This window comes from Pseudomonas sp. S09G 359 (assembly GCF_002843605.1).
Classification (GTDB): domain Bacteria; phylum Pseudomonadota; class Gammaproteobacteria; order Pseudomonadales; family Pseudomonadaceae; genus Aquipseudomonas.
In genome coordinates this window covers 4,337,213-4,361,008 of sequence record NZ_CP025263.1, presented here as the reverse complement: position 1 = coordinate 4,361,008, position 23,796 = coordinate 4,337,213, and the positions used below count along the sequence as shown (strand labels likewise).

The window sequence follows — 23,796 nt, the reverse complement described above, 5'->3', positions numbered from 1 at the left end:
ATTTGACCGCGTTTATCCTGTTGGAATGAGGTCATTGTGGGAGGGGCGGTGCGACGATTCGACTTGCCCCCGATAGCGGTCTCAGCGGTTCACAGCCACTGGCTTGGAGTGCTCAGCCCGCTTGCTCAACTGCTCAAACACCGCCGGATACGCCGGCCGCTCCACATACCGCCCGGCACCGCGCTCGGCGCGCAAATCACCATCGGCCCAGACCAGCTTGCCCTGGCTGATGGTGTGGCTCGGCACGCCGCGCACGGTCTTGCCTTCGAAGATGTTGAAGTCGACTTGCTGGTGGTGAGTCTTGGCCGAAATCGTGCGGGTGCCTTCGGGGTCCCACAGCACCAGATCAGCATCCGCACCCACGCGGATCGCGCCTTTGCGCGGGTAGAGGTTGAAGATTTTCGCGGTGTTGGTGGAGGTGAGTGCGACGAACTCCTGCATCGACAGGCGCCCGCTGTTGACGCCTTCGTGCCACAGCAGCGCCATGCGATCTTCGATACCGGCGGTGCCATTCGGGATCTTGCTGAAATCATCGCGGCCGGCGGCTTTTTGCTCGGCGCAGAAGCAGCAGTGGTCGGTGGCGGTGGTGTGCAGGTTGCCCGATTGCAGGCCGTGCCACAGCGCGTCCTGATGCCCGCGTGGGCGGAACGGCGGGCTCATCACATACCCGGCGGCGGTCTGCCAGTCGGGGTGTTGGTAGACGCTGTCGTCCAGCAGCAAATGCCCGGCCAGTACTTCGCCGTAGACCGGCTGGCCCTTGCCACGGGCGTAGGTGATTTCGTCGAGGGCTTCCTTGGTCGAGACGTGCACCAGGTACAACGGCGTGCCGATGGTTTCGGCGATGCGGATCGCGCGGCTGGCCGCTTCGCCCTCCACCTGGGACGGCCGCGACAGGGGGTGCGCTTCCGGCCCGGTGATGCCCTGGGCCATCAACTTGCGTTGCAGGTGATACACCAGTTCGCCATTTTCCGCGTGCACGGTCGGTACCGCGCCCAGCTCCAGGCAGCGTTCGAAGCTGGCCACGAGGGTGTCATCCGCCGCCATGATCGCGTTTTTGTAGGCCATGAAATGCTTGAAGCTGTTGATGCCATGGTGGCTGACCAGCTCGGCCATTTCCTCGCGCACCTGCTCGCTCCACCAGGTAATCGCCACATGAAAACCGTAGTCGGATGCCGACTTTTCAGCCCAGCCACGCCACTGGTGAAACGCTTCCATCAGCGACTGCTGCGGGTTGGGAATCACAAAGTCGATGATCGACGTAGTGCCCCCGGCCAAACCGGCCGCGGTGCCACTGAAAAAGTCTTCACTGGCGACCGTGCCCATGAAGGGCAGTTGCATATGGGTGTGTGGATCGATGCCGCCGGGCATCAAGTATTGGCCGCTGCCATCGAGTACTTCGGTGCCGGCGGGAATCTCCAGATTCGAGCCAATAGCGCGAATTAGACCGCCTGCGCACAACACATCGGCGCGGTAACTTTCATCATGGGTAATAACGGTGGCGCCACGGATCAACAGCGACATGTCGAGTTCCTCACAGGCTTGACCGGCTTGTGCCAGTTCTAAGTGTTGTAATGCTGCTAACCGATGGCTGGTTAATTCCTGTCATCGGTGACAGGAATAGAAACTAGCCCGAGTTTTTCGATTGAGCAAGAAGATTTTTTATAAGCTTATATCGTGTTTACGTTGTTGATTCTTAAGGATAAAAACTTAAATTCACCAAAATGTAGCGGCCGCTCACCATTTTGACGCACTTGACAGGTTCTTAAAATGAGCAACATTTCTTATTGCAAATCAGACGCTTGAGACATGCCTCTTGACGGGGCCGGGAAATAAAAATAATTGTGTTGCACCAGATTGAGTCCTGACAGTTCGGGCAACTTCCACTCGGTTTAGCCTGAGCCGCGTGAGAACTAACCGAGGTTCAATCGGAAAGCTGATTAACATCAGCAAGTTATATAAGCGGTGCGGGTTCATGGCGGGTTGTCGGCACGGTTATTGAGTGCAGTGACGGCTGGCCGGGCCCGTGATGTCATGTTGTTTACGAGGTACTCCGGCCACCTGCACTTACCACGCAGGTGAGCAAAAATAATTCGAAAAAACCGTGGAGCGGCCATGCAACAGAACAGATCGCAAGTCATTGAACGCAACGGCCTGTACGAACTCGACGCCGGCCCCGACGTCCTCGACAGCCCTCGCTACAACCACGACATGGCACCGACGAAGGTGCACGAACGCACCTGGAACAAGTGGCACATCACCGCGCTGTGGGTCGGCATGTCGATCTGCGTGCCCACGTACACCTTGGGCGGGGTGCTGACCGCGTATTTCGGATTGTCGGTGGGCGAGGCGCTGATGGCCATCTTGCTGGCCAATATCGTGGTGCTGATCCCGCTGACGCTTAACGCGTTTCCTGGCACCAAGTACGGTATTCCGTTCCCGGTGCTGTTGCGCTCGTCGTTCGGCATCCTCGGCTCCAATGTGCCGTGCCTGATTCGCGCGCTGGTGGCCTGTGGCTGGTTTGGCATCCAGACGATGTTCGGCGGGCTGGCGATCCACCTGTTTCTCGGTTCGATTTTCGAGGGCTGGAAGTCCCTTGGCGGCACCGGTGAAGTGATCGGCTTCATGATTTTCTGGTGCCTGAACTTGTGGGTGGTGCTGCGTGGTGCCGAGTCGATCAAGCGCCTGGAAACCTTGTCGGCGCCGCTGCTGGTGGCGGTGGGCGTCGGTCTGCTGGTGTGGGCGATGCCCAATGTGTCGTTGAGCGAACTGATGGCGATCCCGCCGAAACGTCCTGAAGGTGCGAGCCTCACGGGTTACTTCATGGCCGGCCTCACCGCGATGGTGGGTTTCTGGGCCACCTTGTCGCTGAATATCCCGGATTTCAGCCGCTATGCCAAAAGCCAGAAGGACCAGATACTCGGGCAGATTTTCGGCCTGCCGCTGACCATGTTCCTGTTCGCCGCCCTTGGCGTGATCATGACCGCCGCCTCGGTGAAACTGGTCGGCGTGAGCGTGTCCGACCCGGTGACCCTGATCGGGCATATCCAAAGCCCGGTGTGGGTGGCCATCGCCATGGCGCTGATCATCATCGCCACCTTGTCCACCAATACGGCGGCGAACATCGTCTCGCCCACCAACGACTTCCAGAACATTGCCCCCAAGCTGATCAACCGCACCACCGCGGTGATCCTCACCGGCCTGGTCGGGCTGGCGCTGATGGGGCATGAACTGTTGAAAAAGCTCGGGCTGATCGTCTCGGATGTGAGCCTGGAAACCGTGTATTCCAACTGGTTGCTGGGCTACTCAAGCCTGCTGGGGCCGATTGCCGGGATCATGGTGGTGGACTACTTCATCACCCGCAAACAACAGCTCGACCTGGCCGGTTTGTATCGCGATGACGTCTACCCGGCATGGAACTGGAGCGGCTTTATCGCCTTTGGCGTGCCGGTGGTGCTGACCTTGCTGTCGTTGGGCAGCGATGCGTTCAGCTGGTTCTACAGCTACGGCTGGTTCACCGGTTCGGCGCTGGGTGGCTTGCTGTATTACGGCCTCAATGCCAAGCGCGGCATCCGTCCGGTTGCCGCTAAATCACCCTTGTAAACACGGTTACTGTGGGAGCCGGCTTGCCTGCGATTGCATCACCTCGGTTCGGCAGAAACATCGAGTTGCCTGTATCGCAGGCAAGCCAGCTCCCACATTTGACCGGGTCAATCCATAAGAAATACATCCTGAGGAGATCCATATGAACGCTGCCCTCGACGTTCTGCAATCGACCCATCAGCACGTTAACCGCGACCGCTTGTGGCAGTCGCTGATGGACCTGGCCAAGCTCGGCGCCACCCCCAAGGGCGGTGTGTGCCGCCTGGCCCTCACCGATCTGGACCGCAAGGCCCGCGACCTGTTTGTGCAGTGGTGCGAGGCGGCGGGTTGTACCGTGACGGTCGACGGCATCGGCAATATCTTCGCCCGTCGCCCTGGGCGCAATCCCAACCTGCCACCGGTGATGACCGGCAGCCATATCGATACCCAGCCCACCGGCGGCAAGTTCGATGGCTGCTTTGGCGTGCTGGCCGGTGTGGAGGTGTTGCGCACACTGAATGACCTCAATATCGAAACCGAAGCGCCGCTGGAGGTGGTGGTGTGGACCAACGAGGAAGGCTCGCGCTTTCCACCGTGCATGATGGGTTCCGGCGTGTTTGCCGAGAAATTTACCCTGGCCGATACCTTGGCCAAGACCGATGCCGATGGCGTGACGGTGGGTGACGCACTTGATGCGATTGGCTATGCCGGTTCGCGTGCTGTGAGTGGGCACAAGGTCGGCGCGTATTTCGAAGCGCATATCGAACAAGGGCCGATTCTTGAAGATGAGAAAAAAACCATCGGCGTGGTGCTCGGCGCGTTGGGGCAGAAGTGGTTCGACCTGAAGCTGCGCGGCGTTGAAGCCCATGCGGGGCCGACGCCGATGCACCTGCGCAAGGATGCGCTGGTGGGGGCTGCCGCCGTGGTTGCCGCAGTGAATGCGGCGGCGTTGGGGCATCAGCCGCACGCGTGTGGCACCGTGGGTTGCCTGCAGGCTTATCCCGGCTCGCGCAACGTGATCCCTGGCGAAGTGCGCATGACCCTGGATTTTCGTCACCTGGAGCCGGCGCGGCTGGACTCGATGATTGCCCAGGTGCGCAAGGTGATCGATGAGACCTGCGCCAAGCATGGGCTGACGTATGAGATGGAGCCTACCGCCGATTTCCCGCCGCTGTATTTCGACAAGGGCTGCGTGGACGCCGTGCGCGATGCCGCGAATGGTTTGGGCCTGTCGAACATGGACATCGTCAGCGGGGCAGGGCACGACGCGATCTTCGTCGCCGAACTCGGCCCGGCGGGGATGATTTTCGTGCCGTGCGAGGGCGGCATCAGCCACAACGAGATCGAGAATGCGGCGCCGGATGATTTGGCAGCGGGGTGTGCGGTGTTGCTGCGGGCGATGGTGGCAGCCTCTGCAGCCATCGCCAGCGGCAAGTTAGCCGCCTGAAATACGGTTGAAAAATGTGGGAGGGGGCTTGCCCCCGATAGCGGTGGGTCAGTCACCCTGTTATCGGGGGCAAGCCCCCTCCCACATTTGAACAGTGTGTGATGTTAGATCCAGATGGCATCCCACAACGGGTAGTCGCCGATTTTTTTCACCAAGCCTGCTCGCAATGGATTAGCCACTACATACCTCGCCATCTTCACTAGATCATCCTCCTTGCGCAGTGCGCGGTCATGAAAGCTTTCCTGCCATAGTCTTCCCTTGCGACCACTTACGCCATTAACGGACCGCGTGCTCTTGGATTTTACCTGTCGCATCAGATCTGCAAGGGAGCCTTTTTTCAACTCAATAATCCAATGAAAATGGTCCGGCATGATCACCCACGCAAGGGAGTTCGCGAGCCCTTGGTGTTGTGCCAGCCGAAATTGCCAGACCAGCAGCCGACCCAAGTGGAAGTTGCTGAAAATGGGAATGCGTTCGTGAGTGTTGGTGGTGATGAGGTAGATGCGGTTGGGTTCGCTGAAGCGCCCGATGCGCAGGCGGTGTGAAGCGGGTAAGTCTGCCATTCCTTGGCCTCTCTTCCAGATGGTTCTGAGAGGCTAGATCGGCTGTTACAAGAGTGATCGACAGGCTTTTGGCGGGATGTGTCTGATAGGCCGCCATCGGGGGCAAGCCCCCTCCCACATTGGTCCCGCAGTGTTCATACATTGTGTGTCTAGTACAGGGTCACTGTGGGAGGGGCGGTTCGACGATTCGACTTGCCCCCGATGAGGCCGGAACTGCCACTGCCCCTATGGGTGCGGGCCTTGGGACTACAAGCAAATCTCCAAAGAATATGAAGCGTTTGGAAACTTCCATTACGGTGCAGTAGGCATTGCTGCCGGATTCAGTGAAGAAGTGCTTTTGCGCGCAGCCGGGCTTGCTCAAACCAGAGCCGGCACAGATAGACCCGAGTTTGGTCGTTGGTGGGGGGATGCGCCCTTCGGTGATGATCCGGTCGACCAATATTGGTTCAAGGAAGGAATCAGGTATGCCAGGTTCAGGTTCTACTAGAACGTCGCTCTATTCGATGGTCACCACGGCCCTGCTGGCGCTGTGTCTGTTATATATCGCTGCTGACTGGCTGTTTTCGCCGGGTCGCCCGCAATTGACCGAAGTCGTACTCCAAGTGCCTTTGAACGGCGAGGCATCCCTCTACGGCGTCAAGGATGACCGTGGTGGTGCAACCGTGCCATTCAGCTACCGATACTATGTTTATCGAACCCTGGGGGCCGACCGAGAAGTATTGTCTGCGCTGGAAAGCGCCACTCCGTTTTTGATTACGCGAGATGCCGCCGCAAAGGTTGATGTTCAAGGCAGTGCGGTAGCCGTTTCGGTGGTGGGCGAAGTGTCTGACTATCACAGTAGCACTCTGTATCGACATGCCAATGGCAGTGACTACACAGTGGTGAACATTTTTCTGAGTAGCCGGCCAGAGGGCTGAAATTGATCGTTCCCGCACTCAGTGTGGGAACGATCGGGTCTCAGGCGCCAGGCTCCCAGCCCCCGCCCAGCGCAGTGACCAACCCGACACTCGCCTGCAGCTGCCGCGTCTGCACCGCCTGCAACGTCCTTTGCGCCTGCAGCGCCGCCGTCTGCGCCGTCACCACATCCAGATAACTCACGGCCCCCGCCTGATAGCTGTTCATCGCCAAGGCTTGTGTGTGCTCTGCGGCGTCCGCCGCTGCCTGTTCATCCTGCGCCTCCTGCTGCAAATCCCGCAGTTGGCCCAGGTTATCTTCCACTTCGCGCACTGCCCTCAACACCTGGCTGCGGTACTGCGCGCAGGCTTGTTCGAACTCGGCTTTGGCCTGGCGTTCGTTGGCACTCAAGCGCCCACCGTCAAAGATCGGCAGATTCACCAGCGGCCCCAGCGCCCAATAACGGTTGCCCGCCGACAGCAGGTTGCCAACCCCTTGCGTCTGACCGCCAATCAACCCGGTCAAACCGAAATCCGGGTACCACGCGGCCTTGGCCACGCCGATGTTGGCGTTGGCCGCAAACACCCGGCGCTCCGCCGCGGCAATGTCCGGGCGACGTTGCAGCAGATGGCTCGGCAGTTGCGCAGGAATGCCTGGCAAGGCGATCAATCGTTGGCTCGGCGGCAAGGTGAAATCGCTGGCCGCCACACCCACCAACTCACCCATGGCATGCTCGGTCAGATTGCGTTGCCCGCGCACCTCATCCAGTTGCGCCTTGGCTTCGGCCAATTGATTTTGCGCGCGGGTCAGGTCCAGTTCCGAGGCGATCTGGCCTTCATAGCGGCTGCGCGTCAACTGCAACGCCTGGCTGAAATCATCCAGCGAGCTATTGAGTATCCGCGCCTGTGCGTCCAGCCCATTGAGCTGCACATACAAGCTCGCCAGTTGGTGTTGCAGGCTCAAGCGCGCCACCGCCAGGTCATCGCCAGACGCTTGCGCCTGGGCATCACCGGCCGCCACCTGGTTGCGGATCTTGCCCCACAGGTCCAGGTCGTAGCTCAACGAGAAACCTGCGCTATTGCTGTTGTACACCGATGGCTGGGTGTCGCCGCGCAACGGTCGCGAATCGGATTGCCGCTGGCGCAGCGGCTGCGCACTGGCGGTGATCTGCGGGAACAGCCCGGCGTGCAACTGGCTGGCATACGCCTGGGACGCATCGAAGTGCGCCAGCGCCGCCGCCAGGTCCGGGTTGGCCTTGAGCAGTTGCTGTTGCAGGTCGTTCAGGCGCGAATCGTTATAGAGCTTCCACCATTCGGGCGCCAGTTGGTCGGACGGTTGCGCGCTGTGCCATGGGCCATCGCTGGTCTGTTCGCGGTAGCCCGCCGGCAGGTCAACCGCAGGCACGGTGTAAGTGGGTGCCATCGAGCAACCCTGCAAGGCCAGCAGCACCAGCGCCGCGAGGGGCTTAAGCCTTGGGCGCATGCGCACCTCCCGAGGCATCGGCGAGTTGTACCGGGTCGCCTTCGCGCAGGGCGTCGGGCGGGTTGTCGACCACGCGGTCGGCGGGTTTCAAACCTTGGTCGATCACCAGGCGTTCGCCCAGATCCAGGCCGATATGGATGGTTTGCAAGTGCACATGGTTCTGCGCATCCAGCACCGCCACCTGCGTGCCTTGGGCGCGGAAGATCAAGGCGCTGGCCGGGATGCTCACGCCATGGGTGTCGGCCGGAATCGGCAGGGTGGCTTCGGCGTAGTCGCCGGGCAGTAGTTCATCGTTGGGGTTGTCGGCCACGAACTGCGCGAGCAAGGTGCCGGAGCGCCGGTCGATGGCGGTGGAGTCGCCGATCAGGCGCGCCTTGAAGTGCTCGCCGGGGTGCTCGGGCACGGTCAATTCGGCTTCAAGGCCGGGGCGGATCACTGACGCGTAGTTCTGCGGCACCGGCACATACAGGCGCAGTTGGTGGGTGTCAGCGATGTTGAACAACTCCGGGTCGCTGTCGGTGTCGGCCTTGATCAATTGGCCGATATCGGTGTTGCGCGCGGTGATGGTGCCGGCGAACGGCGCGCGCAGGGTCTTGTAGCTTTCCAGCGCGGACAGCCGCGCGTAGTCGGCAGCCGCGGCTTCGGCGTTGGCCTTGGCGGCGGCGGCGTTGGAGGTTTTTTCATCGGCCTCCTGGCGCGACACCGAATGGCTGGCCAGCAGGTTCTGCCAGCGCGTGGCGGTGGTTTCGGCCAGGCGTGCATTGGCCTGTTCCTGGATCAGGCGCGCATGGGTTTGCGCCAGTTGCTGGTCGAGGTCAGGGCTGTCGATTTCGGCCAGGATTTGCCCGGCCTTGACCTGGCTGCCGATGTCGACTTTCCAGTCCTTCAAGTAGCCGCTGACGCGTGCGTGGATCGGCGCCTTGCTCCAGGCTTCCAGGTGGGCCGGCAAACGCAGGGTATCGCCGCTGGCATTCTGCTGGGGTTGGAACACCAGCACTTGGGGGGTAGCGGCGGTTTCGGTCCAGGCGGTAACCGATTGTTCGTGCAGTGTGCGGGCGTGCAGGCCGTTGGCGACCAACAGGGCGGCCAGGGTCAGGCCGCCGACACCCATGAGCATCAGACGCTTGCGCGAGGGTTTGTGATCAGACGACATGTGGGGTAACTCCTGCTGCTGCGCGAGTAGGGTGACGACCGTGGACCAAGCTGAAGACCACGGGAACAAACAACAAAGTGGCGATGGTGGCGAAGATCAGACCGCCGATGACCGCCCGGCCGAGGGGCGCGTTCTGCTCCTCGGAAATCGCCAGCGGCAACATGCCGATGATCATCGCCAGGGCGGTCATGCACACCGGGCGGAAGCGCGTGTAGCCGGCCTCCATCGCGGCCTTCAACGCGTCGCCATGTTCGGCCAGGCGTTCGCGGCAGAAGCTCACCACCAGGATCGAGTTGGCGGTGGCCACGCCCATGCACAGGATCGCGCCGGTGAGTGCCGGCACCGACAGCGAGGTGCCGCTGAGGAACAGCATCCACACAATCCCCGCCAGCGCCGCCGGGAGTGCGGTGATAATCACGAACGGGTCGGCCCAGGATTGGAAGTTGACCACGATCAGCAGGTAGATCAGCACCACCGCGCCGAGCAAGCCAAAGCTCAAGCCGCTGAAGGCTTCATGCAGCGCATCGATCTGCCCGTGCAGGCTGATCACCGCGCCTTTGGGACGCATGGACGCGGTGTCATCCAGCACTTTCTGCACGTCACGGGCCACGCCGCCGAGATCGCGGCCTTGCACGTTGGCGTACAGGTCCAGGGTCGGTTCGATGTTGTAGTGGGTCACCACCGCCGGGCTTTGCACGCGGGAGATGTTGGCGACGCCGCCGAGGATCTGCGACTGGCCATCGGCACCGGTCACCGGCAAGGCTTCCAGCGACGGCAGGCTGTCGAGGCGGTATTGCGGGGTGGCGGCGACGATGGAATAGGACACGCCGTTGGCCGGGTTGAGCCAGAAGGTCGGCGCCACCTGGGAGCTGCCGGCGAGGGAGGCGACCATGCTGTTGGTCACGTCACGCTCGGTAATGCCCAGGCCGTTGGCGCGCATGCGGTCGACATTCACCTGCAGCGACGGGTAGCCGGTGGACTGCTGGATACGCAGGTCGGCGATGCCCGGTACGTGCTGCAGGCGACGCTCCAGCTCCACGGCGTAGGTGCGGTTTTGCGCATCGCTGCGCCCGGAAATTTTCACGTCCAGCGGGGCCGGGGCGCCGAAGTTGAGGATCTGGCTGCTGATATCCGCCGGCAGGAAGGCGAAGTGGCTACCGGGGAAACTTTGCGGTAGGGCCTCACGCAGTTTTTTCACGTAGTCGGCGGTGGGGGCGTGGTGCTGTTTCAGCGTGACCTGGATATCGCCATCCTGCGGGCCGATGGTGCCGCTGCTGCTGTAGGCCATGTCGATGCCGCTGAGCGGGATGCCGATGTTATCGACGATGGTATCCAGCTCCTGCGCCGGGATCACTTCACGAATCCGCGCTTCGATCCGGTCGAAGGCGGCGGCGCTTTCTTCGATACGTGTGCCCAACGGCAGGCGCACATGGAGCGCCAGGGCGCCGGCGTCGGTGGCTGGGAAAAAGTCCTGGCCCAGGCTCGGCAACAACAGGAACGAGGCCAGCACGCAGGCCAGGAAGCCGACGATAAAGCGCTTGCGATGGCCCAGCGCGAGCAGCAGCAGGCCATGGTAGGTGTCGCGGATATTCGAGAAATGCCGCTCGAAACCCTGCTGGAAATTCAGTACGGCTTGCAGGGCGGCATGGCGCGGTTTCTTGTGCTGCTCGCCTTCATGGTGGTTGATGAATGCATCTTCCGGATGATGGCCTGGGCCTTGCTCGGGCACGTGCGGCTTGAGCAGGAACATCGCCAGCGTGGGTACCAGGGTGCGTGAGAGGATAAACGAACTGGCCATGGCGAAAATCACCGCCAGGGCCATCGGCCGGAACAGGTAGCCGGCGATGCCTTGCAACAAAAACATCGGCACGAACACGATGCAGATACACAGCAGCGAGACGAACGCCGGGCCGACAATTTGCGCGGCGCCGTCGAGGATCGCGGCCTTCACCGCCTTGCCTTGTTCCAGGTGCCAGTTGATGTTTTCGATGGTCACCGTGGCGTCATCCACCAGAATCCCCACCGCCAATGCGAGCCCGCCGAGGGTCATCACGTTGAGGGTTTGCCCACTGACCGCCAGCAGTGCAATCGCTGACAGCACCGCCAGGGGAATCGACGCGGCAATAATGAGCGTGGAGCGCCAGCTGCCGAGGAACAGCAGTATCATCGCGCTGGTCAGCAGCGCGGCGATGATGCCTTCCTGGGCCACGCTGCCCACCGATTGCTTGACGAACACCGAGGCGTCGCCCAGCAGCGAGGTCTTCAGCGACGGCGGCAGGGTTTCGTTGATGCGCGGCAGCATCTGGCGGATACCGTCGATGATCGACAGGGTGGAGATGCTGCCGTTTTTCAACGCCGGCATCAGCACGGCGCGGTGGCCGTCAACCCGCACGATGTTGGTTTGCGGTGGCGAGCCGTCACGCACGTGGGCCACTTGGCCGATGGTGATGATCGCGCCGTCGACGGTTTTGATCGGCAGGTCGTTGAGCTCATCAATCGCCTTGGGGCTGTTGTTGAGCAGGATCGTGTATTCATTGGGGCCGAGTTTGGCGGTGCCCACCGGGATAATCTGGTTCTGTAGCGCCAGCGCATTGCCCACGTCCTGGGCCGACAAGCCTTTGGCGGCCAGTGCCTGGGGGTCGAGGTCGAGAGTGATCTGCCGCTGCTTGCCGCCCATCGGCGTGGGCATGGCCAGGCCGGGCAGGGCGCTCAAGGGCAGGCGGATATTGTTCTGTACCAGGTCGCGGATCCGGGCTTCGGACAGGCTGGGGCTGGAAAACGCCATTTGCAGGATCGGCACCGTGGAGGCGCTGTAGTTGAGGATCAGCGGCGGCGTGATGCCGGGCGGCATCTGCTTGAGCACGGTTTGTGACACCGCCGTCACTTGGGCGTTGGCGGTGCGGATATCCACGCCCGGTTGGAAGAAGATCTTGACGATGCCCATGCCGGGCAAAGATTGCGATTCGATGTGTTCGATGTCGTTGACGGTGGTGCTCAAGGAGCGTTCGTAGGTGTAGATCACCCGACCGGCCATGGCATCTGGCGACAGGCCGTTGTATTGCCATACCACGGCGACCACGGGGATGCCGATATCGGGGAAAACATCCGTAGGAGTTCGCAGGGCCGCCATCGGCCCGATGATGCAGATGAATATGGCCAACACGATAAACGTGTATGGCTTTTGCAGTGCGGTCTTTACCAGCCCGAGCATGCGTGAACCTCCTTCAGTGCAGGATTGCAAACCCCGGCAGTCTCACGCGACCCACCTAACACGCGCCTTTCAGCCAGGTGAAGGAACATTTAGGTAAGGGCTGAAGATCGTTTCATATGTATTCATTTGTTCTACAAAGGTCAGCTCTCCAAGCTTGTTCCCCATCAAATGCGACTTTTTCTGATGTTCTTTGGAGCCCTGCCAGCTATGTCACTTAAAACACTTAAGCCTCTGTTGTTGATTCCCGCCCTCGGTGCGGTGTTGCTGTTGTCGGCGTGCGCCGGCCCGATCCCCAAGGCCGACCCGAGCGAAGCCTGGATAGGTTTAAAGGAAGAAGCGCCGAATGACCTGATGGCCGAGCGCGTGGATGGCAAACGGGTGGATGACGGGCGCTTTTTTGAAGTGACTCCGGGCGACCATCGCCTGGATGTGACACTGTTTGAAGAGGAGCCAGGCGACGACAACCAGCAGGACTGTCAGGGCCGGGTCGAGTACAAGAATTTCAAGGCGGGTGAGCACTACACGCTGGTGGAGTCCAGCCTGGGCACTACCGTGCGCGCATCCCTGATGGATGGCCACGGCAAGGAAGTCGCGGCGACTCAGGACTTCAATTGCATGCCTGGCTAGGCGTGGTGTACCGCCACCTTATGGGGCTTGGCGGGTGCAGCGGGTGTGACGTGGGGGTGATGGTGGCGGCGAGTAATGCGCAACACCCCCCACAACATGGCGCCGGCAACTGCCAGCCAACCGCAGACCAACATGAAAATCGTTGTTGCAAGGCTCATTCGGGCCTCCTTTCGCCCCGCAGGGGGCACACACAGTCTTCTCAATGGACAGTCTAGCTAGCTGGCGGTTGCCTGCTATTGACCAATGGTCGTGTTCGTCCAACTTGTTTGTTCTATCCGCCCTCTTTACTAAGCCTGCGGGCTATACCCGCGTGGCAGAGCGTCCTATGATCAGGGCCCTTACCGGCAGTTGATCAAGAGAGTAAAAAATTGCGGTTACGGTCGAACCTTAAAACATCCGTGTTGCTGGCCTGTGCCTTGGGGCTCGCGGCCTGTTCCGGGCAGCCCCCGAAGCTGGCGGGCTTGCCGGAGCGTGTCGAACTCAATGGCGTGCCGACCTTTCGCAGCGAGGCGTATCAAAGCGGCCCTACGGCTTTGGCTAGCATGCTGTCGCAACAAGGCATTGTCATGACACCCGGCTTGCTGGATAAACCGCTGCACTTGCCGGGCGGTGAAGCCGACCTGGAGCGCAATATGCAAGTGCTGGCGCGTGAGTACGGGCTGATGGTGTATCCGCTGGATGCCAAGCTGACGGCCGTGCTGGCGCAGGTCGCGGCGGGTTACCCGGTGATGGCGCGGGTGGGTGGCGGGCTATGGTCTGACGCGCGCTACGTGGTCGTAGTGGGCTTCAATCAGCAGAAAAGTACGGTGCTGTTGCGCTCAGGCATGGACCGGCGCTTGCTGATGAGTTTCAGCGACTTTGAGTCGAAGTGGAGCAGCGCCGGGCACTGGGCAATCCTCACCCAACGCCCGAGCCAGTTACCGGCCAATGTGGACGCGCAGCGCTGGCGCGATGCAGCCAATGCCACCGGCCAGGCGGGGCAGGAGCGCGCAGCAGCGCAGGCGCTCAAGGTGTTGGCAGAGCGCAAGTAAACGACGAAGATCAAAATGTGGGAGGGGGCTTGCCCCCTCCCATATTGGATCAGCAGGTTATTCAGCGCTGCACTTGCGCCGCATTCGGGCGATTCTTCAGATTCTTGTCAGCCTTATAGCGCAACGCTACGTCCGGCACCGAACCGCTCTTGCCGGTTTCGACCCAGTTGCGAATGCGGCTGGCATCGGCAAAGTGGGTGAACTTGCCGAATGCATCCAGGATCACCAACGACACCGGGCGGTTGCCCATGCTGGTCACCAGCACCAGGCAATGGCCGGCCTGGTTGGTGAAGCCGGTCTTGGTCAGCTTGATATCCCAGTTGGCGCGGTTGATCAGGTGATCGGTGTTGGAGAAACCCAGGGTGTAGTTGGGCTTGCGGAACGCAACGGTCTTTTCCTTGGTGGTACTCAGCTGGCTCAGCAAGGGGTAGTGGCGTGCGGCGGCCAGCAGTTTGCTCAGGTCGCGGGCAGTGGATACGTTGTGGATCGACAGGCCGGTAGGCTCGACGTAATGCGTGCTGGTCATCCCCAGTGCCTTGGCCTTCGCGTTCATCGCTGCAATAAAGGCCGGGTAGCCGCCCGGGTAGTGATGAGCCAGGCTGGCGGCGGCGCGGTTTTCCGAGGACATCAGGGCGATCAGCAGCATTTCCTTACGCGGCATTTCACTGCCGATTTTCACGCGGGAGAACACGCCTTTCATTTCCGGCGTGTCCTTGATGTTGATATCGATGTACTCGTCCATGTTCTGCTTGGCTTCCAGCACAATCAGGCCGGTCATCAATTTGCTCACCGACGCGATGGGTACCACCACGTCCGGGTTGCTGGAGTAGATGACTTTATTGGTCTGCAGGTCCACCAGCATGGCGCTGCCGGAAGCGATTTGCAGTTTGGAAGTATCACGCGGGGCCTGGGTGGTTTCGGCGGCGTGCGCGAAGGTGCCTGTAAATGCAAAAAATAGGCTGACAATAGAGAGACGAATTTTCACGCGGATGAACTCGCTAAAAAGTAAGGAAATACCGTTCAGGAACGGTTTTTTGATAAATGCCGTTACATTTTAGGAGTATGGACGAAGAACTGTCGAATGTTCTTCGAGAACCAGACGAAAGTGCTTAAAAACTAAGAAAAAATCGGGTTTATTGCGGGCAATAAAAAGCCCTGCGATAAGGCAGGGCTTTTTCAGTACGCCTGGTTATTACGCGTGCAGGGTTTCTGCGGCGTACAGGGTATTTTCCAGCAGACAAGCGCGGGTCATCGGGCCTACACCGCCTGGCACCGGGGTAATCCAGCCGGCACGGGGCAGGGCGGTTTCGTACACCACGTCGCCGACCAGCTTGCCGTCTTCCTGGCGGTTGATGCCCACGTCGATGACGATGGCGCCTTCCTTGATCCACTCACCTTTGACCAGCCCCGGCTTGCCGGCGGCAACCACCACCAGGTCAGCGCGGCCGACGTGGCCGGCGAGGTCCTTGGTGAAACGGTGGGTGACGGTCACGGTGCAGCCGGCCAGCAGCAGTTCCATGGCCATCGGGCGGCCGACGATGTTGGAAGCGCCGACGATCACGGCGTCGAGGCCGTACAGGTCGACACCGGTGCTTTCCAGCAGGGTCATGATGCCTTTGGGCGTGCACGGGCGCAGCAATGGGATGCGCTGGGCCAGGCGGCCGACGTTATAAGGGTGGAAGCCGTCGACGTCTTTGTCCGGGCGGATGCGCTCCAGCAGCTTGGAGGCATCGAGGTGCTCGGGCAGCGGCAGTTGCAGCAGGATGCCGTCGATGCCCGGGTCATCGTTGAGGCCGTCGATCAGGTCGGTCAGGGCCTGCTGGGTGGTCTCGGAAGGTAAGTCGTAGGCCTTGGAAATAAAGCCGACCTCTTCACAGTCTTTACGCTTGTGCGAGACATAAACCTGAGAGGCAGGATCGCTGCCGACCAGGATCACCGCGAGGCCCGGTGTGCGCAGGCCTTGCTGGCTACGCTCGGCGACTCGTTTGGCGATCTGCTGGCGCAGGCTGGCGGCGATTGATTTGCCGTCGATAAGTTGTGCAGTCATTACGCGTGATTAACCATCGAGAGGGGGAAGAAAAGTGCGCGCATTCTCGCACGCCAAGGCGTGAGGGCAAAGGCGCTTGGTCTGCAAATTGGCCTAACCCCTTAAATAAAATGAATTTTTTTCAAAAAAGATTTGACGGGTTTCAGGACCCTCTATAATATTCGTCGCACTTGTCGGGCACAGCCTAGCACTGGTTAAGAAGGTCGAGCAGAATAGATGGTTGTTCTGCAAGGCTGGAAGCACTTAGTTTGTAATCCTCCAAGAGTACAGATTAATAAGGCGCCCGTAGCTCAGCTGGATAGAGCATCCGCCTTCTAAGCGGATGGTCGCAGGTTCGAGTCCTGCCGGGTGCGCCATTAGGCAGCTTTGGCACAAGTAGCGCTATATGGTGGGCGTAGCTCAGTTGGTAGAGCACGGGATTGTGACTCCCGTTGTCGAGGGTTCGATCCCCTTCGTCCACCCCATATTTTAAAAGGCGCCAGATTAATCATCTGGCGCCTTTGCTTTAAGAGCTTCAAGCGCGGATGTGGTGGAATTGGTAGACACACTGGATTTAGGTTCCAGCGCCGCGAGGCGTAAGAGTTCGAGTCTCTTCATCCGCACCAATTAAAGCTTTGCCCGGTCGTCAGGCCAGGTGAGGTTCAGTAAGGAAGATGTTTGAGTTCCTTGCGAATGCAATATGGTGGGCGTAGCTCAGTTGGTAGAGCACGGGATTGTGACTCCCGTTGTCGAGGGTTCGATCCCCTTCGTCCACCCCATATTTTAAAAAGCGCCAGATTAATCATCTGGCGCTTTTTTTTGCCCCGGGAAAATGCCTGGCATGCGACGGCCATTGACGCCAAGAAAAAACAAGCATTCTCAATGCCTTGGCGTTAGAATCGTTGCCGGTTTTGAGCGTGTGGAACTGATCCTTGGCTATATGCGGGTCGGTCCAGCTATTTAATAGCGAATAACGGCGCAGTACCTGAAAAAGGACTGCGCCGTTTTTGTTTCAGTGTTTCGAGTGTTCAGGGTGGGGCGCTTCATCGTATTTGTGTTTCTCGATGCTGCCGCCGTACTCGCCGGCCTTGTCCGCAAGGTGGGCGGCCAGGGCTGTGCTTGCGAGCTCTTCTATATATAGAAGGGCTGGCGCAGAGCCTTGGCGTGATGAACTGTATTTGCTAACGGGATAGGGTGCATGCGTGCACTTGAACCTATAAATGGCCTGCTGTTTTTTTACCCGTTTCCAGTAGGGTGACTTCTTGAGTTTGACCCTCTAGAATGCATGCCCTTGATTCTGGGGTCGGAAACGGCCGGCTAACGTCTGTGCAACGAGGAATATTCATGCAAGTTTCTGTTGAAAATACTACTGCTCTCGAGCGCCGCCTGAGCATCACCGTGCCGGCAGAGCGTATCGAGACTGCGGTCAACAAGCGTCTGCAGCAGACCGCCCAAAAAGCCAAGATCGCTGGTTTCCGTCCAGGCAAAGTGCCAATGAGCGAAATCAAGCGCCGTTTTGGTGCTGATGCGCGTCAGGAAGCTGTAGGCGACGTGATCCAGGCTTCTTTCTATGAAGCTGTTGTCGAGCAAAAGCTGAACCCGGCTGGCTCGCCTTCGATCGAGCCTAAGTCCCTGGAAGCTGGCAAGGACCTGGAATACGTAGCCGTATTCGAAGTGTTCCCGGAGTTCACGGTTGCTGGTTTTGAAGGTATCGAAATCGAGCGTCTGAGCGCTGAAGTTGCTGATGCCGACCTGGACAACATGCTGGAAATCCTGCGCAAGCAAAACACCCGTTTCGAAGTGGCCGACCGTGCCGCCCAGAACGAAGACCAGCTGAACATCGATTTCGTCGGCAAGGTTGACGGCGAAGTGTTCGCTGGCGGCTCCGCCAAGGGCACTCAGCTGGTGCTGGGTTCCAACCGCATGATCCCGGGCTTCGAAGACGGCCTGGTTGGCGCCAAAGCCGGTGAAGAACGCGTTCTGAGCCTGACTTTCCCTGCTGACTATCAGAACCTGGACCTGGCTGGCAAAGCCGCCGAGTTCACCGTGACAGTCAACAGCGTCTCCGAGCCTAAGCTGCCAGAGCTGAACGAAGAGTTCTTCGCTCAATTCGGCATCAAGGAAACCGGCATCGAAGGCTTCCGCACCGAAGTTCGCAAGAACATGGAGCGCGAGCTGCGTCAGGCCATCAAGTCCAAGGTCAAGAACCAGGTTATGGACGGTCTGCTGGCCTCCAACCCGATCGAAGTGCCTAAGGCTCTGCTGTCCAACGAAGTGGATCGCCTGCGCGTTCAAGCTGTTCAGCAGTTTGGTGGCAACATCAAGCCTGACCAACTGCCGGCCGAGCTGTTCGAAGAGCAAGCCAAGCGCCGCGTCGTGCTGGGCCTGATCGTGGCTGAAGTGGTCAAGCAGTTCGACCTCAAGCCTGACGAAGACCGCGTTCGCGAAATGATCCAGGAAATGGCTTCGGCCTACCAGGAGCCTGAGCAGGTCGTGGCTTGGTACTACAAGAACGACCAACAGCTGAACGAAGTACGTTCGGTTGTGCTGGAAGAACAAGTTGTGGATACTGTTCTGCAGAAGGCTAAGGTGACCGATAAAGCGGTCTCTTACGAAGAAGCAGTCAAGCCGGCGGAAGCAGCACAAGCCGACTGATTGTCCAACTCGTTGGAAATTCAACCATAAGCCAGCCTCGCGCTGGCTTATGCGTTTTCAAGACATGACTATTTGGGAGTAACTGCAGAGCATGTTCCGTAATTCCTATATTCAGCAGAACTCTGATATCCAGGCCGCAGGCGGCCTGGTCCCGATGGTTGTCGAGCAGTCCGCTCGTGGCGAACGCGCCTACGACATCTACTCGCGCCTGCTAAAGGAGCGAGTGATCTTTCTGGTGGGCCCGGTAGAGGACTACATGGCCAACCTGATCTGTGCGCAGCTGCTGTTCCTTGAAGCGGAAAACCCGGACAAGGACATCCATCTCTACATCAACTCCCCGGGCGGCTCGGTAACGGCAGGTATGTCGATCTACGACACCATGCAGTTCATCAAGCCGAACGTGTCGACCACCTGCATTGGCCAGGCTTGCAGCATGGGTGCGTTCCTGCTGACCGCCGGTGCCGAAGGCAAGCGTTATTGCCTGCCTAACTCGCGCGTGATGATTCACCAGCCGCTGGGCGGTTTCCAGGGCCAGGCCTCGGACATCGAAATCCACGCCAAGGAAATCCTGTTTATTCGCGAACGCCTCAATACATTGATGGCCAAGCACAGCGGGCACACCCTGGAAGAAATCGAGCGCGATACCAACCGCGACAACTTCATGAGTGCGGAAGCTGCGAAGGCCTACGGCCTGATCGACGCAGTGATCGACAAGCGCCCCGCTTAATCTAAGCCGCTCAAAATAGGGCTGGTCGGCATGTCCGACCACTGGCGGGCTTGAAAAAGCCCGCATAAGCCTTCATCTTGTGTTGCAAGCCTATCGGATTTGGATCGAACGAATGACTGACACCCGCAACGGCGAGGACAACGGCAAGCTGCTCTATTGCTCCTTCTGTGGCAAAAGCCAGCATGAAGTACGCAAATTGATTGCCGGCCCCTCGGTCTTTATCTGCGACGAGTGCGTCGACCTGTGCAATGACATCATCCGTGAGGAGGTGCAGGAAGCCCAGGCCGAAAGCAGCGCGCATAAATTGCCTTCGCCTAAAGAAATCAGCGGCATCCTTGATCAATACGTCATCGGTCAAGAGCGTGCAAAGAAGGTTTTGGCCGTAGCGGTGTACAACCACTACAAGCGCCTGAACCAGCGTGACAAGAAAGGCGACGAAGTTGAGCTTGGCAAGAGCAACATCTTGCTGATCGGTCCTACAGGCTCGGGTAAAACCCTGCTTGCAGAAACCCTCGCTCGCCTGCTGAACGTTCCCTTCACCATCGCCGACGCCACCACCCTCACCGAGGCTGGCTACGTAGGTGAAGACGTCGAGAACATCATTCAGAAACTGCTGCAAAAGTGCGATTACGACGTAGAGAAGGCCCAGATGGGTATTGTCTACATCGATGAAATCGACAAGATCTCGCGCAAGTCCGACAACCCGTCTATCACCCGGGACGTTTCCGGTGAAGGCGTGCAGCAGGCCCTGTTGAAACTGATCGAAGGCACGGTTGCTTCCGTACCGCCACAAGGCGGCCGCAAGCACCCGCAGCAGGAATTCCTTCAGGTTGATACGCGTAACATCCTGTTTATCTGTGGTGGTGCGTTCTCCGGTCTGGAAAAGGTTATCCAGCAGCGTTCGACCCGTGGCGGCATTGGTTTCGGTGCGGAAGTGCGCAGCAAGGAAGAAGGCAAGAAGGTGGGCGAGTCCCTGCGTGAAGTCGAGCCTGACGATTTGGTCAAGTTCGGTCTGATCCCGGAATTCGTTGGCCGTCTGCCGGTCCTGGCCACGCTGGACGAGCTGGATGAGGCTGCGCTGATTCAGATCCTCACCGAGCCGAAAAACGCCCTGACCAAGCAATATGCCAAGCTGTTCGAAATGGAAGGTGTAGACCTCGAGTTCCGTACCGACGCACTCAAATCGGTGGCCAAACGGGCACTGGAGCGCAAGACCGGTGCACGTGGCCTGCGTTCGATTCTCGAAGGTGTATTGCTCGACACCATGTACGAAATTCCCTCGCAGTCCGAGGTGAGTAAAGTGGTGATCGACGAAAGCGTTATAGAAGGTAAGTCCAAGCCACTGTATATCTACGAAAACAGTGAGCCGGCTGCCAAGGCTGCGCCAGACGCGTAAGCGTTTCGCAGTTTCGGTACAAACAAGGGGCCTTTCGGGGCCCCTTTGTTTTTCATGAAGATTTTTACTACGTGTAACTGCTGGCATTGAGCTTGTTTTTTTTACACGTAGCCCCCATCTTGGTTTCAAGCTTACTTTTCAACTGTCATAGAGGCGAAATCATGAAGACAACCATCGAATTGCCTCTCCTGCCGTTGCGTGATGTCGTCGTCTATCCGCACATGGTTATCCCGCTGTTCGTGGGGCGCGAGAAGTCTATCGAAGCCCTCGAGGCCGCGATGACGGGCGACAAGCAGATCCTGCTGTTGGCCCAGAAGAATCCTGCTGATGATGATCCAGGCGAAGACGCCCTGTATCGCGTTGGTACCATTGCCACCGTCCTGCAATTGCTCAAGCTGCCCGATGGCACCGTCAAGGTGCTGGTGGAAGGCGAACAGCGCGGCGCGGTCGAGCGCTTCATGGAGGTGGACGGCCACCTGCGCGCCGAAGTGGCGCTGATCGACGAAGTCGAAGCCCCTGAGCGCGAATCCGAAGTTTTTGTACGCAGCCTGCTCTCGCAATTCGAGCAGTATGTGCAGTTGGGCAAGAAAGTCCCGGCTGAAGTCCTGTCTTCGCTTAACAGCATCGATGAGCCAAGCCGCCTGGTCGACACCATGGCCGCGCACATGGCGCTGAAAATCGAACAGAAGCAAGACATCCTCGAAATCATCGACCTGTCGACCCGTGTTGAACACGTGCTGGCGTTGCTGGATGCCGAAATAGACCTGCTGCAGGTTGAAAAGCGCATCCGCGGTCGCGTGAAAAAACAAATGGAGCGCAGCCAGCGCGAGTACTACCTGAATGAGCAGATGAAGGCCATTCAGAAGGAGCTCGGCGACAGCGAGGAAGGCCACAACGAAATCGAAGAGCTGAAAAAGCGCATCGATGCCGCCGGCCTGCCGAAAGACGCTCTGACCAAGGCCAATGCCGAGCTGAACAAGCTCAAGCAAATGTCGCCGATGTCGGCCGAAGCCACTGTGGTGCGTTCATACATCGACTGGCTGGTGCAGGTGCCGTGGAAGGCCCAGACCAAGGTGCGCCTGGACCTGGCGCGTGCCGAGGATATCCTGGACGCCGACCACTACGGCCTCGAAGAAGTCAAAGAACGCATCCTCGAATACCTCGCCGTGCAAAAGCGCGTGAAGAAGATTCGTGGCCCGGTGTTGTGCCTGGTCGGTCCGCCTGGTGTGGGTAAAACCTCCCTGGCCGAGTCCATCGCCAATGCCACCAACCGTAAATTCGTGCGCATGGCCCTCGGCGGTGTGCGTGATGAAGCGGAAATCCGTGGCCATCGCCGGACTTACATCGGTTCGATGCCAGGAAGATTGATTCAAAAGATGACAAAGGTGGGCGTACGCAACCCGCTGTTCCTGCTTGATGAAATCGACAAAATGGGCAGCGACATGCGTGGCGATCCGGCCTCGGCGTTGCTCGAAGTGCTCGACCCTGAGCAGAACCACAATTTCAACGACCATTACCTGGAAGTCGACTACGACCTGTCCGACGTAATGTTCCTGTGCACCTCCAACTCCATGAACATTCCGCCAGCCTTGCTGGACCGGATGGAGGTGATTCGTCTGCCGGGTTACACCGAAGACGAGAAAATCAACATCGCCGTCAAATACCTCGCGCCCAAGCAGATTTCGGCCAACGGCCTGAAAAAAGGCGAGATCGAGTTCGAGGTCGAGGCGATCCGCGACATCGTCCGTTACTACACCCGCGAGGCCGGTGTACGGGGCCTTGAGCGCCAGATTGCGAAGATCTGCCGCAAGGCGGTGAAGGAGCATGCGCTGGAAAAACGCTTCTCGGTGAAGGTGGTTGCCGACTCCCTGGAGCACTTCCTGGGCGTGAAGAAATTCCGCTACGGCCTGGCTGAGCAGCAGGATCAGGTAGGGCAGGTGACTGGCCTGGCCTGGACCCAAGTGGGTGGCGAATTGCTGACCATCGAAGCCGCCGTGATTCCAGGTAAAGGCCAACTGATCAAGACCGGTTCCCTGGGTGATGTGATGGTCGAATCCATCACCGCCGCGCAGACCGTGGTGCGCAGTCGCGCCAAGAGCCTGGGGATCCCCCTGGACTTCCACGAGAAGCACGACACCCACATCCACATGCCGGAAGGGGCGACCCCGAAAGACGGCCCTAGCGCAGGCGTAGGCATGTGCACGGCCCTGGTCTCGGCACTGACCGGCATTCCGGTGCGCGCCGATGTGGCCATGACCGGTGAAATCACCCTGCGTGGCCAGGTATTGGCCATCGGTGGGTTGAAAGAGAAATTGTTGGCCGCACACCGTGGTGGCATCAAGACCGTGATCATTCCCGAAGAGAATGTTCGCGACTTGAAGGAAATTCCTGACAATATCAAGCAAGATCTTCAGATTAAACCGGTTAAATGGATTGACGAGGTCCTGCAAATTGCGCTGCAATACGCGCCGGAGCCCTTGCCGGATGTGGCTCCGGAGATAGTCGCCAAGGACGAAAAACGCGAGTCTGATTCCAAGGAAAGAATTAGCACGCATTAATGTGTTAAAGCCTGGGGGCTTCCTTGACAGCTTTTTAGAGCCCTTGTTATAAAGCGGCTCTTAAGTGTCTGTAGGCCATTCAGCACTGGTTTTTGCTTTTACCAAAAAACTTAGAATCATACTCAATAGATATATAAGGGGACTTAGAGTGAACAAGTCGGAACTGATTGATGCTATCGCCGCATCCGCTGATATCCCGAAAGCTGCTGCTGGCCGTGCGCTGGATGCAGTAATCGAATCCGTCACTGGCGCTCTGAAGGCCGGCGACTCCGTGGTACTGGTAGGCTTCGGTACTTTCTCTGTGACTGACCGCCCAGCTCGCACTGGCCGTAACCCACAGACTGGCAAAGCACTGCAAATCGCTGCTGCCAAGAAACCAGGTTTCAAAGCCGGTAAAGCCCTGAAAGAAGCCGTTAACTAAGCTTCGATCCAAGCCTTTACCTACCC

General features: G+C 59.1%; 18 protein-coding genes and 4 tRNA genes. 14 read left to right on the top strand and 8 right to left on the bottom strand.

All coding sequences use genetic code 11. The features are described from left to right. Window positions 1–81: 81 nt before the first annotated feature. The gene (gene hydA / locus CXQ82_RS19760; RefSeq protein WP_101271900.1) at window positions 82–1,521 is read right to left on the bottom strand and encodes a dihydropyrimidinase; all 1,440 of its coding nucleotides are present in this window, start codon (window positions 1,519–1,521) and stop codon (window positions 82–84) included. A gap of 591 nt (window positions 1,522–2,112) precedes the next feature. Between hydA and CXQ82_RS19755 the strand changes: the two genes are divergently transcribed. Then, window positions 2,113–3,600, top strand: a complete 1,488-nt coding sequence (locus CXQ82_RS19755; RefSeq protein ID WP_101271899.1) for an NCS1 family nucleobase:cation symporter-1 — start codon at window positions 2,113–2,115, stop codon at window positions 3,598–3,600. A 142-nt stretch (window positions 3,601–3,742) separates the two neighbouring features. Beyond that, window positions 3,743–5,026 carry a Zn-dependent hydrolase gene (locus tag CXQ82_RS19750; protein ID WP_101271898.1) on the top strand — a complete coding sequence of 428 codons (1,284 nt, stop codon included), beginning with the start codon at window positions 3,743–3,745 and terminating at the stop codon, window positions 5,024–5,026. A gap of 104 nt (window positions 5,027–5,130) precedes the next feature. On the opposite strand, the gene CXQ82_RS19745 is transcribed toward CXQ82_RS19750, so the two are convergent. Further along, window positions 5,131–5,589: a transposase gene (locus tag CXQ82_RS19745; RefSeq protein WP_101271897.1), complete on the bottom strand. Its 459-nt coding sequence runs from the start codon at window positions 5,587–5,589 to the stop codon at window positions 5,131–5,133. 256 nt (window positions 5,590–5,845) lie between these two features. Here CXQ82_RS19745 and CXQ82_RS19740 point away from each other — a divergent pair, with 256 nt between their 5' ends. After that, entirely contained in the window at window positions 5,846–6,076 is a 231-nt protein-coding gene (locus CXQ82_RS19740; RefSeq protein ID WP_101271896.1) for a polymorphic toxin type 44 domain-containing protein, read from the top strand. A gap of 470 nt (window positions 6,077–6,546) precedes the next feature. Here the strand turns inward: CXQ82_RS19740 and CXQ82_RS19730 are convergent, their stop codons facing one another. Genes CXQ82_RS19730 through CXQ82_RS19720 form a run of 3 tightly spaced genes read right to left on the bottom strand, consistent with a single transcriptional unit; the run spans window position 6,547 to window position 12,329 of the window. After that, a complete protein-coding gene (locus CXQ82_RS19730; RefSeq protein WP_101271894.1) occupies window positions 6,547–7,965 on the bottom strand; it encodes an efflux transporter outer membrane subunit in 1,419 nt (472 codons plus the stop codon). Next, window positions 7,949–9,118 carry an efflux RND transporter periplasmic adaptor subunit gene (locus tag CXQ82_RS19725; protein ID WP_101271893.1) on the bottom strand — a complete coding sequence of 390 codons (1,170 nt, stop codon included), beginning with the start codon at window positions 9,116–9,118 and terminating at the stop codon, window positions 7,949–7,951. The genes CXQ82_RS19730 and CXQ82_RS19725 overlap by 17 nt, the downstream gene beginning before the upstream one ends. Then, complete coding sequence (locus tag CXQ82_RS19720) at window positions 9,108–12,329, bottom strand: efflux RND transporter permease subunit (RefSeq protein WP_101271892.1); 3,222 nt, start codon at window positions 12,327–12,329, stop codon at window positions 9,108–9,110. The genes CXQ82_RS19725 and CXQ82_RS19720 overlap by 11 nt, the downstream gene beginning before the upstream one ends. Window positions 12,330–12,536: 207 nt before the next feature. Between CXQ82_RS19720 and CXQ82_RS19715 the strand changes: the two genes are divergently transcribed. Then, window positions 12,537–12,956: a hypothetical protein gene (locus tag CXQ82_RS19715; protein ID WP_101271891.1), complete on the top strand. Its 420-nt coding sequence runs from the start codon at window positions 12,537–12,539 to the stop codon at window positions 12,954–12,956. On the opposite strand, the gene CXQ82_RS31475 is transcribed toward CXQ82_RS19715, so the two are convergent. Further along, on the bottom strand, window positions 12,953–13,114 hold the full coding sequence (locus tag CXQ82_RS31475; RefSeq protein WP_163034584.1) for a hypothetical protein: 162 nt from the start codon (window positions 13,112–13,114) through the stop codon (window positions 12,953–12,955). The genes CXQ82_RS19715 and CXQ82_RS31475 overlap by 4 nt on opposite strands. A gap of 210 nt (window positions 13,115–13,324) precedes the next feature. On the opposite strand from CXQ82_RS31475, the gene CXQ82_RS19710 reads away from it, so the two are divergent. Then, window positions 13,325–13,987, top strand: coding sequence for a peptidase C39 family protein (locus tag CXQ82_RS19710; protein ID WP_101271890.1), 663 nt, complete (start codon window positions 13,325–13,327; stop codon window positions 13,985–13,987). Between the two features lie 61 nt (window positions 13,988–14,048). On the opposite strand, the gene pbpG is transcribed toward CXQ82_RS19710, so the two are convergent. Continuing rightward, window positions 14,049–14,972 (bottom strand): D-alanyl-D-alanine endopeptidase, encoded by a 924-nt coding sequence (pbpG, locus tag CXQ82_RS19705; protein ID WP_101271889.1) that lies wholly within the window; start codon window positions 14,970–14,972, stop codon window positions 14,049–14,051. 207 nt (window positions 14,973–15,179) lie between these two features. Then, window positions 15,180–16,034, bottom strand: coding sequence for a bifunctional methylenetetrahydrofolate dehydrogenase/methenyltetrahydrofolate cyclohydrolase FolD (gene folD, locus CXQ82_RS19700; RefSeq protein ID WP_101271888.1), 855 nt, complete (start codon window positions 16,032–16,034; stop codon window positions 15,180–15,182). A 279-nt stretch (window positions 16,035–16,313) separates the two neighbouring features. On the opposite strand from folD, the gene CXQ82_RS19695 reads away from it, so the two are divergent. The 9 genes from CXQ82_RS19695 (at window position 16,314) to CXQ82_RS19655 (ending at window position 23,770) form a co-directional block, all read left to right on the top strand. Then, window positions 16,314–16,390 (top strand) — tRNA-Arg (locus tag CXQ82_RS19695). 32 nt (window positions 16,391–16,422) lie between these two features. After that, window positions 16,423–16,498, top strand: a tRNA-His gene (locus CXQ82_RS19690). Window positions 16,499–16,554: 56 nt separating this feature from the next. After that, window positions 16,555–16,639 (top strand) — tRNA-Leu (locus CXQ82_RS19685). Window positions 16,640–16,716: 77 nt separating this feature from the next. Further along, window positions 16,717–16,792: transfer RNA gene (locus CXQ82_RS19680), tRNA-His, on the top strand. Window positions 16,793–17,357: 565 nt separating this feature from the next. Continuing rightward, window positions 17,358–18,668, top strand: a complete 1,311-nt coding sequence (gene tig / locus CXQ82_RS19675; RefSeq protein ID WP_101271887.1) for a trigger factor — start codon at window positions 17,358–17,360, stop codon at window positions 18,666–18,668. Between the two features lie 91 nt (window positions 18,669–18,759). After that, window positions 18,760–19,395: an ATP-dependent Clp endopeptidase proteolytic subunit ClpP gene (gene clpP, locus CXQ82_RS19670; RefSeq protein ID WP_101271886.1), complete on the top strand. Its 636-nt coding sequence runs from the start codon at window positions 18,760–18,762 to the stop codon at window positions 19,393–19,395. 112 nt (window positions 19,396–19,507) lie between these two features. Continuing rightward, on the top strand, window positions 19,508–20,791 hold the full coding sequence (gene clpX, locus CXQ82_RS19665) for an ATP-dependent Clp protease ATP-binding subunit ClpX (protein ID WP_017136464.1): 1,284 nt from the start codon (window positions 19,508–19,510) through the stop codon (window positions 20,789–20,791). A gap of 161 nt (window positions 20,792–20,952) precedes the next feature. Beyond that, complete coding sequence (gene lon / locus CXQ82_RS19660) at window positions 20,953–23,349, top strand: endopeptidase La (RefSeq protein ID WP_101271885.1); 2,397 nt, start codon at window positions 20,953–20,955, stop codon at window positions 23,347–23,349. Window positions 23,350–23,497: 148 nt separating this feature from the next. Continuing rightward, entirely contained in the window at window positions 23,498–23,770 is a 273-nt protein-coding gene (locus tag CXQ82_RS19655) for an HU family DNA-binding protein (protein WP_003174819.1), read from the top strand. Window positions 23,771–23,796 lie beyond the last annotated feature (26 nt).